Raw genomic sequence first — 15,459 nt, 5'->3', positions numbered from 1 at the left:
CCACCGTGCCACTGCGAAGAAGCGAGCAAAATATGACCACCGCAACAGATTTCACGCAGCTGTCGGCCACCGCAGCAGCCCTCGTACCCGGTATCGTCGTCGCCGATGTCATCGTCACCGACCGTGCCCCGTGGTCCGGGGTCGTCGCGGCCGGCGACACCCTGACCATCGTCGACCTGTACGGAAATCAGGCCGTCGATACGCTCTTCTACGGTGCCGCCGATCATTCGCTGCGATACTCGGCGCAGACGACGATCGCCGCGCAGGGCAACATCTTCCTGACAACGGGATCGGTTATCCGCGACCAGGAATCGCAGCCGATGATGACGATCGTCGCCGACGAGGTGGGCAATCACGACACCATCGGCGGCGCCTGCTCGCAGGAATCGAACACCCTGCGCTATGGCCACCACACCAAACATCAGCACGCGTGCGTGGAGAACTTCCTGATCGAGGGCAGCCGTCACGGGCTCGGCAAGGCCGACCTGGTGGGCAATATCAACTTCTTCATGAATGTGCCCGTCGATCCCGACGGATCGCTCGGCATCGTCGACGGACTGTCGGCGCCCGGTAAGCGGCTGGCGTTGCGCGCCGACACCGACACTCTGGTGCTGATCTCCAACTGTCCCCAGATCAACAACCCGTGCAACGGTTTCGATCCGACCGCGATCCGGCTGATCATCACCACGCCCGGCGTAGACGGACAGGTGTAGCCGTGGCGATCTGTGAGGTCCTGCGCGCCGGGCCGATGACGACGATCCAGGACTGGCCCGGGCGCCTGGGTTATTGGAAGGTCGGCGTGCCGCCGTCGGGTCCGATGGACGACCTGTCGTTCCGGCTGGCCAATATGGCCGTCGGCAACTCCGCCGACGCGGCCGGACTCGAGGCGACACTCATGGGTCCGTCACTGCGATTCGACGAGCCGGTGGTGGTGGCGGTGACCGGCGCGCCGGTTCGTGTCTCGGTTGGGGAAAATTCAGTGCCGCAATGGGTTCCGATTAAGCTGGCTGCGGGCGAAGTGCTCGGTGTCGGCGCTGTCGGTGAGGTGGGCATGCGCGTCTACATCGCCGTCGCCGGTGGCATCGACGCCGACGCCTACCTGGGGAGCCGGTCCACCTTCACCCTGGGGCGTTTCGGCGGACAGCACGGCAGACCGCTGGCCGACGGCGATCTCCTGACCTGCCCCGGACCCGCGGTATCGGCCCGCACGCCGCGCCGAATCCTCAGCGATGAGCAACCGGCCCTCACCAACGACTGGCAGCTCGCGGTGACGATGGGTCCGCATGGTGCGCCGGAGTTCTTCACCGACACCGACATCGATGATCTGCTGGGCACCGCGTACGAGGTGCACTTCAATTCCGACCGCACCGGGATCCGGTTGACCGGTCCGCAGCCGCGCTGGGCCCGTACCGACGGCGGCGAGGCCGGCCTGCACCCGTCCAACATCCACGACACCGCCTACTCGGTGGGGGCGCTCGACTTTACCGGCGACACACCGATTCTGCTCGGCCCCGACGGTCCGAGCCTCGGTGGATTCGTGTGCCCGGTGACGGTGGTGAGCGCGCAACGCTGGAAGCTGGGACAGCTCAAACCCGGCGACACAGTCCGGTTCGTGCCGGTGCGCTCGGAGCAGACCGCCTCGCCCGCGGTCACCGGTGCGGCACGGCGCGCGCACATCGTCGAAGTACTGTCGCCGGGCGGTGACGAGGACGCGGGCGTGCTGGCCACCGGGTACACCCGCGACGGCGCCACGACTGTCACGTACCGGCGCTCCGGTGACGACAACGTTCTCGTCGAATACGGCGACATGGCACTCGATCTGGCGTTACGGGCCCGCGTGCACGCGCTGGCCGAACGGATCGACGCCGAAAAGCCGTCCGGTCTCATCGATCTCACGCCCGGCATCCGGTCGTTGCAGGTGAAGGTGAATCCCGATGTGCTGCCGCAGCACAAGCTGCTGGACTGGCTCACCGAATGCGAGAGCCAGTTGCCCGCCGCCGACGATCTGGTCGTGCCCAGCCGCATCGTCGAACTGCCGTTGTCGTGGGACGATCCGGCGACGCGGGAAGCGATCGAACGGTACATGCTGGGTGTGCGTTCGGATGCGCCGTGGTGTCCGTGGAACATCGAGTTCATCCGCCGCATGAACGGGCTGAACTCGGTGGACGACGTGTACCGCACCGTATTCGACGCGAGCTATCTGGTGCTCGGCCTGGGAGATGTGTATCTCGGTGCGCCGGTGGCAGTTCCGCTCGATCCCCGGCACCGGCTGGTCACCACCAAGTACAACCCGGCCCGCACCTGGACGCCGGAGAATGCCGTCGGAATCGGCGGGGCATATCTGTGCGTGTACGGGATGGAAGGCCCGGGCGGATATCAGTTCGTCGGCCGCACCACCCAGGTATGGAACCATCGGCATCCGTTGCCGACACCAGGGTTCGACCCCGAAAACCCTTGGTTACTACGCTTTTTCGACCAGATTCGGTGGTATCCGGTCGGTGCCGACGAACTGCTGGATATGCGTGCCGACGTCGCGGCGGGACGCGGAAATGCCATGCGGTTCACCGACACCACGTTCTCCCTCGCCGAACACCAGCGATTCCTCGACAGCAATGCCGGGGACATTGCCGACAAACGCACCCTGATGGAGCAGGCCCGCGCCGAGGAACGCCGACGCTGGTCACTGCAGGGCGAATTCGCTTCCGGTGGAACGACTACCGAGTCAGCTACCGTGGAACCGCGCGAGGAGAAGGTCGCATGAGCAGGCTCACAGAGATCTACGAGCGGATAGACGCCGCCGACCGTCCGGAGGTGTTCATCACGCTGCGCGCGTTCGCCGACGTCGAACGCGACTACCGGGTATCAGTGGCGGCGGGCGGACCACTGGCCGGAACAATTCTGGCGGTCAAGGACAATGTGGACGTCGCCGGTCTGCCCACCACCGCGGCCTGTCCCGGATTCGCCTACGATCCGCCCGACGATGCCCCCGTGGTCGCGGCGCTGCGTGCGGCGGGTGCGGTGGTCATCGGCAAGACCAACCTCGACCAGTTCGCCACCGGACTCGTCGGCACCCGCAGCCCCTATGGGGTGGTACGGGATTCGCGACGGCCCGATCACATCTCCGGTGGTTCGAGTTCGGGTTCGGCGGTCGCGGTGGCGCTTGGCTTCGCCGACATCGCCATCGGCACCGACACCGCCGGATCGGGCCGCGTACCGGCCGCGTTGCAGGGGATCGTCGGTATCAAACCCACGCTGGGGGTGATCTCCACGCAGGGCGTGGTGCCGGCCTGCGCGAGCTACGACGCGGTGACCGTCTTCGCCGCCGACATCGACCTGGCGGACCGGGCCATGGCAGTGATGGCCGGGGCCCGCGGCCCACGCACCTTCGCCGACGCGGGCGGGCGGATACCACTTGCCGCACCCGAACAGCCGGTGGTGGCGATCCCGGCTGAGCTTCCCGAACTCGACGATGACTGGCGCGCAGCATTTTCCGACGCGGTGGTCCGGGCACAGGAATGCGGGATGCGCGTCAAGGCGATCGACCTGTCGTCATTTCTGTCCGCGGCGAAACTCCTGTACGACGACGCGCTCGTGGCCGAACGCGCCGACGCGGTGGGGGATTTCCTCGCCGCCGCGGACCCGGACCGGGCTGGAATCGATGCCACGGTGGCCGGAATCATCACCGCCGCAACCCGATTCTCCGCCGTCGACCTGTTGCGCGGTCGCCGCAGACTCGACGCGCTGAAAGTCGAGGCGATGGCGCAACTCGACGGCGTCGACGCGCTGCTGGTGCCTACCGCCCCATACCATCCGACGATCGAGCAGGTGTCCGCCGACCCGGTGGGCGTGAACTCACGCATGGGCACCTACACCAACTTCTGCAACCTTCTGGACCTGTGCGCCGTGGCGGTTCCCGCCGGAACCGCTGGTGACGGAGCACAGTTCGGGGTCACCTTCCTCGGCTGGGCACACCACGATGCGGCGGTCGCCGACCTCGCGCGGCGCTTCACCGGCGCCCCGGAATCGGTGTCGTGGCCCGAATGCGCGGGTGCGCCCGCCGTCGAACTGGCGGTGTTCGGAGCGCATATGCGGACCGGACCGCTCACCCACGAACTGTCCTCGCGGGGTGCGCGGTGGGCAGGAGAGGTCAGCACCGCACCGTCGTACCGTCTCGTCGCCCTCGACACCGTGCCGCCCAAGCCCGGCCTGATCCGCGACCCCGGCAACGGTCGGACGATCCGAGGCGAAACATGGCTCCTACCATCGCAATCGCTCGGCGACTTCCTGGCCGCGCTGCCCTACCCGATGTCCCTGGGCCAGGTGGAACTAGCCGCAGACACCGGGTCACGAATGGGCCGCTGGGTGGTCGGTTTCGGCTGCTCCGCAGACGCAGGGACCGCCGCCACCCCGCTGGACACCGATCGCTGGCCACTGCCGGGCCCGGTCTCAGCTGAGTAGGGCGGTCAGGTTGCGGCGCAGCGTGTCCCGGTAGCGGGCCACGTTGTCGAGTTTGATGTGCTCGTAGCCGCGCACCATGTCGGGCAGCGACAGCAACTCGGTGACCGCCGCCTTGTCGCCCGCACCTATCCGACCTGACCGCCATGCGTTAAGCACCTGCTCGATCACTTCGCGGTACTCGCCGATCAGTTCCCGTTCGGTGCGCCGTACGTCGGTGTGGCCGAACGGATCCAGTGCGGTGCCGCGCAGCCGCTTCATCCGGGCCAGTCCGGACAGCGCCGGACGCGCCCAGCGCCCGAAGCCGACTTTGTGGTCGACGCCGACGGCCCGAAGGGTCGGTGGATGCAGCCGCACCGCCGTCGATGCGTCGTGGCCGTAGGTGCGGGCGACGGTCTCGGCGAACACCGGGTCGGCGGTCAGCCGGGCCACCTCGTACTCGTCCTTGTAGGCCATCAGCTTGTACAGATAGCGGGCCACCGCGTCGGTGACCTCCGATCCCATTCCGGAGTCATCCACGCGGGCAACCAGATCCAGATACTCGCGGGCGTAGGCGCGGTCGGCGTAGGCCACCAGTTCGTCGTAGCGACGGACAGTCACCGCGGTTACCGCCGGATCGGTGATACCGGCCGCGAGTACCGCCCGCACCGCATCGGAGGATGCCTCGATCTCGGCGTGCAGATTGCGCGAATCGAGCACGGCCGCAAGCGTATCCTGGTCGGCCACCGACTGCCTGCCCCGGCGGAACGCCTGCACGTTGGTGTTCACGGCGACACCGTTCAGCTCGATCGCCCGCTCGATCGACGCCGCACTCACCGGCAGCGCGCCGGCCTGACAGGCGGCCCCGACGAGCAGCATATTGGCGAACTGTTCGTCGCCGAACAGCGCCTCGCTGGTCGCCACCGCATCGAGGTACACCGCCCGGGCCACATGCTCGTCGATCGCCGAATGCACGGCCGTGTCCGCCGGAAACCCGACCGTCGTGTCGATGACCATCGCGCCGGTGGGCATCCTGGTCGTCGACACCACCGCTGTCGTCCGATGTGCTTCCGTCACTTTCAGATTGGCAGGATCGGTGCCCACCAGCGCATCGCACACCAGATACAGGTCACAGGTCCGGGCGGCCACCTTCGCGGCCTCCTCCACCGGCTCGGCGCTGATCTTCACATCGCTGACCACGGCGCCGCCCTTCTGCGCCAGCCCCGTCATATCGACGGTGCGCGCCGAACGCCCGTCGAGCGTCGCCGCCATCGCCACGATCTGCGACACGGTCACCACCCCGGTCCCCCCGATCCCGGTGATCCGCATCGAGAACGTCCCGGTCGTTCGTGATGCGGGCGCCTCATCCATCGGAGGGAGATCCCCGAGGGGCTTGCGCTCCCGACCCGTGCCCGGCGTGACCGTCACGAATGCCGGACAGTCCCCGTCGAGGCACGAATAGTCGAGATTGCAGGAACTTTCGTCGATGCGGGTCTTGCGGCCGAATTCGGTCTGCACCGGTTGCACCGACAGACAGTTCGATTTACGGCCGCAGTCGCCGCAGCCCTCGCAGATGCGTTCGTTGATCATCACCCGGGTCGTCGGCGTATCCTGTTGTCCGCGCTTGCGTTTGCGGCGTTTGTCGGCCGCGCACTGCTGATCGTGGATCAGCACCGTCACACCGGGAACCCCGGCCAGTTCGCCCTGGGCGTCGAGCATCTCCTCGCGCGGGCGTACCCGCACCTTCGTGGACCCGCCGCGCAACATCCGCCGGGTGCGTCCCGGATCGTCGGAGGTCACCACCACACGCGAAACCCCTTCGGATACAAGCAGTGACACGAGGTCGGCGAGCCCGGGGCCACCGATCGCCTCCTGTCCGCCGGTCATCGCGACGGTGCCGTTGTAGAGGAGTTTGTAGGTGATGTTCGCACCCGACGCGATGGCGGCCCGCATTGCGAGCGATCCCGAGTGCGCGAACGTCCCGTCGCCGATGTTCTGCACGAAATGGTCCTGAGACACGAACGGCGCCATCCCGATCCACTGGGCGCCCTCACCGCCCATCTGGGTGGTGCCGACGACATCCCCGACCTGCCGCGGGTCCATGATCAGAACCATGGCGTGACAACCGATCCCGGCTCCCACGAGGGTGCCGTCGGCGACCTTGGTGGAACTGTTGTGCGGACATCCCGAACAGAAGTACGGGGTGCGTACCGCCAACGGCAGCTCGATCCGGGTGCGCCGGCGTCCCTCGGTGTCCAGCCACGCCCGCGCCGCCGGAACATCGTGATGCTCGGCGAGTCTGCCTGCCAGGCCACGGGAGACCGCGTCGACGTCGAGTTCACCGAAACGGGAGAACAGGGTGGAGGCATCCTCGTTGGTCTTGCCGACGATCGCAGGCGCACCCGGGTGCCGGAACAGGATGTCGCGCAACATGGTTTCGACGAAATCCCGCTTCTCCTCGACGACGATGATCTCGTCGAGCCCGCGCCCGGCGGCGGTGGCGCCGATGAACTCGTGCACGATGACCGGGTCGAGTGGATACACCATGCCCAGCTTGAGGATCCGGATTCCGAGCCGGCGCAGGTCATCGTCGCCGATCCCGAACAACCGCAACGCATTACGGACATCGAGGTAGGTTTTTCCGGCGGCGACGATGCCGATCCGGTCGTCGGGGGAGCTGACCACGATCCGGTTGATCCGATTGCGCCGGGCGTATTCGAGTGCCCGCGGAACGCGGTCGGCAACCAGGCTGCGTTCCATTTCCATGAGCGATGCCCCGAGCAGTCTGCCGCTGGGCACATGCGGGCTGCGGCCGATGAGTTCGGGAACGAGCCGGTCGGGATGTACTCGGGCCGTCGACGCGCCGTCGGCGACCTGCGCGGAGATCTTGAGGGCCGTCCAGAGCCCGCCGGCCCGGCTCATCAGCGCCGCGTGCATGCCGAAGTCGAGGATGTCCTGCGAATCGGCCGGATACAGGGTGGGGATGTACAGGTCGGCCAGCGCCATCTCCGACGCCGACGGCACGGTGGAACTCTTGGCACCCGGGTCGTCGCCGACGATCGCGACCGCACCGCCGTCGGGGTGGGTGCCCACCAGGTTGGCGTGCCGGATCGCGTCGGTCGCCCGGTCGAGGCCGGGTGCCTTGCCGTACCAGTAGCCCACGACTCCCTGGACGCCTGAGTCCGAACTCAGCCCGATGCCGGCCGCGAGCTGCGATCCCATGACCGAGGTGGCGGCCAGTTCCTCGTTGAGCCCGGGGCGGTGCACGACGTTCAGCGGTTCGAGGAGTGCGCGTCGGCGTCCGAGTTCGAGGTCGAAACCGGCCAGCGGCGAGCCTTCGTACCCGGAGATGAACGAGGCGGCACGCAGTCCGCTGCGCCGGTCGAGGCGGGTCCGGTCGGCGATCATCCGGACGAGCGCGGCGATGCCGGGAAGGTAGACGGTGCCGTCTTCGCAGGTGTACCGGTCATCGAGCCGCGGCGGAGAGCCGGGTGCACGCGGGCGGGAGGCGGTCTGGTCTTGCCCTTTCTGATCGGGCGCGGTCGCGGCCGGGGGCCGGTGCGGTGTGAGGGTCATGGGATCACCAAGCCTTCTCTGACGTCGTCCCGATGCCTGTTCGGCGGTCAGGTGCGACTATTTCGGGGTGAACCGCGGGGTGGTGGGTTCACCGCCATCGTAAACCGCAACTGTGATCTGCCACACCATCCGTTGGGGCGACGGGTACCGTGAGAGGCAGCGTGTTCGTGGAGTTGAAGCCGACGCAACCATAGGGGTGCCATGTCTGCTGTGCTGTCGTATGCCAAGGGTGAGGACGTCCCCGAACTGCTCACGGAGACGATCGGGGTCACCCTCGCGCGAACCACCGAGACTTTCGGCGCCAACCTCGCGCTCATCGATGCCGCCGACGGCAGGCAGTGGACCTACACCGAGTTCCGCCGCGATGTGCGCGCGGCGGCGGCCGGTCTGTTGCGGATCGGCGTGCGGGTGGGCGACCGCGTCGGGCTGTGGTCGCCGAACAGAGCCGAATGGCCGATCGTGCAGTACGCCACAGCGGAGATCGGCGCGATCCTGGTCAACATCAACCCCGCCTACCGGCAGACCGAACTCGAGTACGCGCTGAACCAGTCGGGGGTGGGCGTCGTGCTGGCCACCGACCATTTCAAGGATTCGGAGTACGCGGCGATGCTCGCGCAGGCGCGCCCGGGCTGTCCGGCTCTGCGTGAGGTACTGCTGTTCGACTCGCCGGGATGGCAGGCCATGCTCACCGAGCCGACCGCCGTCGAACTGGCCGAGGTCGATCAGGTCGCGGGCTCGTTGTCGCCCGACGATCCGATCAATATCCAATACACCTCGGGCACAACGGGTTTTCCCAAAGGGGCGACACTCAGTCACCGCAATATCGGCAACAACGGCTATCTGGTCGGACGGTTGCTCGACTACACCGACGCCGACCGCATCTGCCTGCCGGTGCCGTTCTATCACTGCTTCGGCATGGTGATGGGAAATCTCGCGGCCACCAGTCATGGTGCGGCGATGGTGATCCCGGCACCGGCCTTCGACCCCGAGGCCACGCTGCGGGCCGTCGAAACCTACCGCTGCACCAGCCTGTACGGCGTGCCGACGATGTTCATCGCCGAACTCGACCTGCTCGACCGGGCGGGAGATGGCTCCTACGATCTGTCGTCGCTGCGCACCGGGATCATGGCCGGATCGCCGTGCCCGGAGCACGTGATGCGCCGCGTCATCGACGAGATGCACATGTCGCAGGTGTCGATCTGCTACGGCATGACCGAGACGTCACCGGTGTCGACGCAAACCCGCGTCGACGACGAACTGTCGCTGCGGGTGGGCACGGTCGGGCGGGTGGGTCCGCATCTGGAGATCAAGATCATGGACCCGGTGACCGGCGAGACGGTGCCGCGCGGGGAGGTCGGCGAGTTCTGCACCCGCGGCTACTCGGTGATGATCGGCTACTGGGAACAGCCCGACAAGACCGCCGAGGCGATCGACTCCGACGGCTGGATGCGCACCGGAGACCTGGGGGTGATGCGCGAGAACGGTTACGTGGAGATCACCGGCCGCATCAAGGACATGGTGATCCGCGGCGGCGAGAACATCTTCCCGCGGGAGGTCGAGGAGTTCCTGTACACCCACCCCGACATCCTCGACGCCCAGGTCATCGGCGTTCCCGACGACACCTACGGCGAGGAACTGATGGCCTGGATCCGCTTGCGCGAGGGCGCCGCCGGGCTGACCGCCGAGCAGGTGCGCGAGTTCGCGGCGGGCAAGATCGCCCGGCACAAGATCCCCCGGTACGTACACATCGTCGAGGCTTTCCCGATGACCGTCACCGGCAAGATCCGCAAAGTCGCGATGCGAGAGGAATCGATCGGCCTGCTCCGCCACCAACCTTCTTGATCCCTGAGGCCGAAGCGAGGAACGAGCGAGGGACGCGTTGGGTCCGGTGAGACGACGGCATGAACCGACCACCGCACAACCACCGCAACCGAACGACATCCGGCCTCAGGCGAGTGCGTGCTTGCCCGCGGGGTTGTTGCTCTCTTCGAGCGCGCGCCGGCCGATACGGTCGAGGGTGGCCGTGACGTCGGCGGTGAGGTTGTCGTCGTCGGAGCCCTCGGGCAGCCAGTCGCGGACCTGCTCCACCAGCCAGTCGCGCCAGGCGCGGGCCAGTATCTCCACCTCGGCGCTGCCGGTATCGGTCAGGGTCAGGACATCGCCGTCGCGGGTCAGGTAGCCGGCGTCGGCGATACCGTCGTAGAACGAGGTCAGGACGCCCTCCGGAAGCCCGATGCGCTGCTCGAGTGACGACTGGGTGGCGGTGACGCCGAGGAATTGTGATCGGATGCCGACGGTCAGCAGGCCCCATGCGGTCGCGACATCGATCTCGCGGCCGGTATGCGCCAGGACGTTGCGCAGGATCCCCTCGCGCCCGTTACGCCTTAGGATCCGGCCGACGATGGTCTCCAATTGCACACGGCTGCTGCCCTGTTCGGGCATTCCGAAGCCTTCGGACGGGCCCGATGCGCTCTCCTTGGCGGCCTCGCGCATGGGCACCTGCGGCAGGAAGACGGCCAGGACGAGCGCCAGTATCGCGACAGGAACGACCCACAGGAACACGCCGTGCAGGGCGTCGGCGTAGGCGTGGATGATCGGCGCTCTCTGTGCCTCGGGCAGCGCGTGGAGGCCGGTCGGTGTGGTCGCCGCCGCCGGATCGGTCAGCTTCGCGGCCATGATCGCCTGCGGCAGTTCCGATCCCAGCTTGTTGGCGTACAGCGTGCCCATCACCGAGGCACCGAACGACATGCCGAGGGTGCGGAAGAACGTGACCGCCGACGTCGAGGTACCCAGATCCGAATAGCTCGCGGTGTTCTGGACGACAAGCGTGAGCACCTGCATCGTCAGACCGATGCCCAGTCCGATGACGAAGATATAGATCGAGGTCACCAGGATCGAGGTGTTCTCGTCCATGAGTGAGAGCAGATACAGCCCGAGCGCGATCACCGCGGAACCGGCGATCGGGAACATCTTGTACTGCCCGGTCTTTCCGACGTAACCGCCGGCCACGATCGAGGTGATCAGCAGGCCGATCACCATCGGCAGCATCCGGATTCCTGAATCGGTGGCCGAAGTGCCCTGCACGTATTGCAGGAATGTCGGCAGGAAGGTCATCGCACCCATCATCGCGAAGCCGACGATGAACGACAGGATCGAACAGATTGTGAACACGCGCTGGGAGAACAGGTGCATCGGCAGGATCGGTTCTGCCGCACGGCGTTCGACGAGTACGAAGATCACGAAGCTGATGACCGAGCCGACGAACAATCCGATGATCTGGACCGAACCCCAGTCGTATTCCGAACCGCCCCACGACAGACCGAGGGTGACCGCGACCGCGCCGAGGGACACGAAAACGATACCCAGGTAATCGATCTTGGACTGGACGCGCTCGTTGATACCCGGAATGGTCTTGAGCGCCAACGGAATGACGATCAGCGCGATCGGCACGTTGATGTAGAACGCCCAGCGCCACGACAGGTGATCGGTGAACAATCCGCCGAGCAGCGGGCCGATCACGGTGGTGACGCCGAACACCGCGCCGAGTGCGCCCTGGTATTTTCCGCGGTCGCGCAACGGGATCACGTCGGCGATCAGCGCTGTCGCGGTGACGGTGATCGCGCCACCGCCGATGCCCTGCACGGCACGGGCGATGATCAGCCAGGCCATGTTGTTCGCCAGGCCGCAGAAGAACGAGCCGACGATGAACACGACGACCGCGCCGATGAAGATCGACTTGCGCCCGTACAGGTCGCCGAACTTGCCCGCGAGGACCGTCGACACGGTTTGGGCGAGGAGATACGAAGTGACCACCCAGCTCATGTGCCCGCCGCCGCCGAGGTCACCGACGATGGTGGGCAGCGCTGTCGACACGATGGTCGAGTCGAGTGCCGCCAGCAGCATGCCGACGACGATCGTGCCGAAGATCCAGTTTCGCTGGGCCGGCGATACGGCCTGGCCCCCGGGCGATTCGGTTGTGGTGGATGTCACAGGCCCTCCTCGAAGTTGGCGACATCCTAACAACGCGATCCGGGCTCCGGCGCTGGTTGACGCGCGCCCGGCGCGTGTCCGGGCATTTCCGGCATCCCGCGTACCCGGACACCTTTGGTCATCCGCAGGTGCACCTTTCGGTGACGGCCGACACATGGTAGGTTCCATTTCAGTTAATCATTGCTAACTGAGAGGTGGACGGTGACCAGTACGCTCAGCTACCGCGCCACGCACGAGGCGAACGTCGCCGGCCTGCGCCAACGCCTGCGCAAGGTTGCCGAGGGCGGCGGCCCGGTCGCCCGGGAGCGGCACCTGTCCCGCGGCAAACTCCTGCCCCGTGACCGCGTCGACGGTGTGCTCGACGTCGGTTCGCCGTTTCTGGAGGTGGCATCGCTTGCCGCCGGCGGCATGTACGACGACAAGGCGCCCGCGGCCGGTGTCATCGCGGGGGTCGGGCGTATTCACGGCCGTGAGTGCATGATCGTCGCCAATGACGCCACCGTCTCGGGCGGCACCTACTACCCGATCACCGTCAAGAAGCACCTGCGCGCGCAGGAGATCGCCGCCGCCAACCGGCTGCCGTGCATCTACCTGGTCGACTCGGGCGGTGCGATGCTCCTGCAACAGGACGAGGTCTTTCCCGACCGGGACCACTTCGGCCGCATCTTCTTCAACCAGGCCACCATGAGCGCCGCCGGCATCCCGCAGATCTCGGCCGTACTCGGATCATCGACCGCGGGTGGTGCCTACGTCCCGGCGATGAGCGACGAGACCGTGATCGTGCGAGGTCAGGGCACCATCTTCCTGGCGGGCCCACCGCTGGTGAAAGCGGCCACCGGAGAAGATGTCTCGGCCGAGGACCTCGGCGGAGGGCTGATGCACTCGTCGGTGTCCGGGGTGACCGATCACCTCGTCGACAACGACGAACAGGCCCTGGCCAAGGTGCGCGAGATCGTCGCGACCCTCGGGCCTCGTCCGGCGGCACAGTGGCAGACCGAGCCGCCTCGTGAGCCGCGCCGTGCCCAGACCGACATCTACGACGTCGTGCCGACGGACTCCCGAACTCCGTATGATGTACGCGAAGTGATCGAGATCGTCGTCGACGGCGGCGACTACACCGAATTCAAGGCGCTCTACGGCACCACCCTGGTCACCGCGTTCGCCCATATCCACGGCCACCCGGTGGGCATCATCGCCAATAACGGGGTGCTGTTCAGCGAATCCGCGCTCAAAGGAGCACATTTCATCGAATTGTGCGACAAGCGCAGCATTCCGCTGGTGTTCTTGCAGAACATCACCGGGTTCATGGTCGGGCGTGCCTACGAGGAGGGCGGCATCGCCAAGAACGGCGCCAAGATGGTCAATGCCGTTGCCTGTGCACGGGTTCCGAAGTTCACCGTGATGATCGGCGGATCGTTCGGCGCGGGCAACTATTCGATGTGCGGTCGCGCCTACAGCCCCCGATTCCTGTGGAGCTGGCCCAACGCCCGCATCTCGGTGATGGGCGGTCCGCAGGCCGCCGACACCCTGGCGACGGTGCGCCGCAACCAGATCGAGCGCCGCGGCGATTCCTGGGGCGCCGATGCCGAGGAACAGTTCAAGGAGCCGATCCGCGAGCAGTTCGAGCGGCAGTCCGACGCCTACTATTCCAGCGCGCGGCTGTGGGACGACGGGGTCATCGATCCCGCCGACACCCGCACCGTTCTGGGGCTGGCCCTGGAAACCTGCCGCTACGCACCCCTTTCCGACGTCTCCTACGGCGTCTTCCGAATGTGAGCCACAGCGTGACCGATCGAGATGTCCACACCGTGCTCATCGCCAATCGCGGTGAGATCGCCTGCCGTGTGATCGCCACCCTGCGTCGTATGGGAATACGAAGCGTCGCAGTGTATTCCGATGCCGACACCGGTGCCCGGCATGTCGCCGAGGCCGACGTCGCGGTGCGGATCGGGCCCGCGTCAGCCGCCCATAGTTACCTCGACATCGACAAGATCGTCGGAGCCGCCCGCGCCACCGGCGCCGACGCGGTGCACCCCGGCTACGGATTCCTTTCGGAGAACCAGCGATTTGCCGCCGCGCTCGAAGCCGAGGGCATCATCTTCATCGGCCCTCCCGCCGGGGCCATCGCCACCATGGGCGACAAGATCACCGCCCGCGCCGCCGTCGTCGAACGCGACGTTCCGGTGGTGCCCGGCATCTCGCGGCCCGGACTGACCGACGACGACCTCATCGGGGCCGCCCCCGGTATCGGATTCCCCGTCCTCATCAAACCGAGCGCGGGTGGCGGGGGTAAGGGAATGCACCGCGTCTCGGACCCCGCCGAGCTTCCCGCGGCTGTGCAGCGCGCGCGGCGGGAGGCGGCGTCGGCGTTCGGTGACGACTCGCTGTTCCTGGAACATTTTGTCGACACCCCCCGCCACATCGAGGTGCAGGTTCTCGCCGACAACCACGGCAACGTGATCCACCTCGGCGAACGCGAGTGCTCGCTGCAGCGACGGCATCAGAAGGTGATCGAGGAGGCGCCGTCGGTACTGCTCGACGAGGCCACCCGCGCCCGCATCGGGCAGGCTGCCTGCGATGCCGCCCGCAGCGTCGGCTACTCCGGCGCCGGGACGGTCGAGTTTATCGTGTCGAGCAAGCGGCCCGGCGACTTCTTCTTCATGGAGATGAACACCCGCCTGCAGGTCGAACATCCGGTCACCGAATTGGTCACCGGCGTCGACCTGGTGGAACAGCAGATCCGGGTGGCCCGCGGCGAGGTGTTGTCGCTGACGCAGGACGACATCGTGCTCACCGGCCACGCGGTGGAGGCCCGCGTCTACGCCGAGGACCCGGCCGCCGGATTCCTGCCCACCGGCGGCACCATCGTCCACCTCGAAGAACCGCGCGGGGTGGGGGTACGGGTCGATTCGGCGATGCTGTCCGGGCTGGTCGTCGGCAGTGACTACGATCCGATGCTGGCCAAGGTCATCGCGCACGGCGCCGACCGGGCGCAGGCGCTTGAGCGGCTCGACGCCGCACTTGCGCACACCCGGGTGCTGGGGGTGGTCACCAACATCGACTTCTGCCGGTACGTCCTGAACCGGTCCGAGGTCATCGAGGCCCGCCTCGACACCGGACTCCTCGACCGCCTGGTGGTGGATTACGCACAGCCACAACCTGTTCCGGAAGCATTGGCGCTGGTCGGACTGTGCCGCACCGGAACCCGCGAACCGGATCCGTGGCGCAACGCGGTCGGCTGGCGGATCGGCGGCCCCGCGTCCGTGATCACCCGTATCGCAGACGGTGCCGATGCTTACGCGGTGTCGATCGTCATCGACGAGGCGACGGCATCGTCGCTGTGCGGCACCGCGACCGTCACCCACGACGACGGACGCGACCCGTGGACGGCAAACGTGGTGTATCACGAATTCGCGCAGGGGGTTTCGCGCCTGATTGTCGACGGTGTGAGTCAGTCGT

The 15,459-nt window shown here is 66.9% G+C and carries 8 protein-coding genes; 6 read left to right on the top strand and 2 right to left on the bottom strand.

Going from position 1 to position 15,459, the window contains the following annotated elements; translation table 11 throughout:
- The first annotated feature begins 32 nt into the window (after positions 1–32).
- From KDB67_RS08785 to atzF, 3 genes are read left to right on the top strand one after another with little or no spacing between them, the layout of a single operon-like run.
- Complete coding sequence (locus KDB67_RS08785) at positions 33–713, top strand: urea amidolyase associated protein UAAP2 (RefSeq protein WP_291014905.1); 681 nt, start codon at positions 33–35, stop codon at positions 711–713.
- A 2-nt stretch (positions 714–715) separates the two neighbouring features.
- Positions 716–2,761 (top strand): 5-oxoprolinase/urea amidolyase family protein, encoded by a 2,046-nt coding sequence (locus tag KDB67_RS08780; protein WP_291014903.1) that lies wholly within the window; start codon positions 716–718, stop codon positions 2,759–2,761.
- The gene (gene atzF, locus KDB67_RS08775; protein ID WP_291014901.1) at positions 2,758–4,458 is read left to right on the top strand and encodes an allophanate hydrolase; all 1,701 of its coding nucleotides are present in this window, start codon (positions 2,758–2,760) and stop codon (positions 4,456–4,458) included. Before KDB67_RS08780 ends, atzF begins: the two co-directional genes overlap by 4 nt.
- Here atzF and KDB67_RS08770 read toward each other — a convergent pair.
- On the bottom strand, positions 4,447–8,010 hold the full coding sequence (locus tag KDB67_RS08770; RefSeq protein WP_291014899.1) for an indolepyruvate ferredoxin oxidoreductase family protein: 3,564 nt from the start codon (positions 8,008–8,010) through the stop codon (positions 4,447–4,449). The two genes, atzF and KDB67_RS08770, sit on opposite strands and share 12 nt — an antisense overlap.
- A 201-nt stretch (positions 8,011–8,211) precedes the next feature.
- Here KDB67_RS08770 and KDB67_RS08765 point away from each other — a divergent pair, with 201 nt between their 5' ends.
- Entirely contained in the window at positions 8,212–9,852 is a 1,641-nt protein-coding gene (locus KDB67_RS08765; RefSeq protein ID WP_291014897.1) for an AMP-binding protein, read from the top strand.
- Positions 9,853–9,957: 105 nt separating this feature from the next.
- Here KDB67_RS08765 and KDB67_RS08760 read toward each other — a convergent pair whose 3' ends face one another.
- Entirely contained in the window at positions 9,958–12,000 is a 2,043-nt protein-coding gene (locus tag KDB67_RS08760; RefSeq protein ID WP_291014895.1) for an MDR family MFS transporter, read from the bottom strand.
- A gap of 201 nt (positions 12,001–12,201) precedes the next feature.
- Between KDB67_RS08760 and KDB67_RS08755 the strand changes: the two genes are divergently transcribed.
- Complete coding sequence (locus tag KDB67_RS08755) at positions 12,202–13,776, top strand: carboxyl transferase domain-containing protein (protein ID WP_291014892.1); 1,575 nt, start codon at positions 12,202–12,204, stop codon at positions 13,774–13,776.
- Between the two features lie 8 nt (positions 13,777–13,784).
- The coding region (locus KDB67_RS08750) for a biotin carboxylase N-terminal domain-containing protein (RefSeq protein WP_291014889.1) at positions 13,785–15,459 on the top strand (1,675 nt) is incomplete at its 3' end.

Source organism: Gordonia sp. (in: high G+C Gram-positive bacteria) (assembly GCF_020438995.1).
Classification (GTDB): domain Bacteria; phylum Actinomycetota; class Actinomycetes; order Mycobacteriales; family Mycobacteriaceae; genus Gordonia.
Note: the sequence above shows the minus strand (reverse complement) of the source record. Positions and strands in the feature narration are given on the sequence as shown.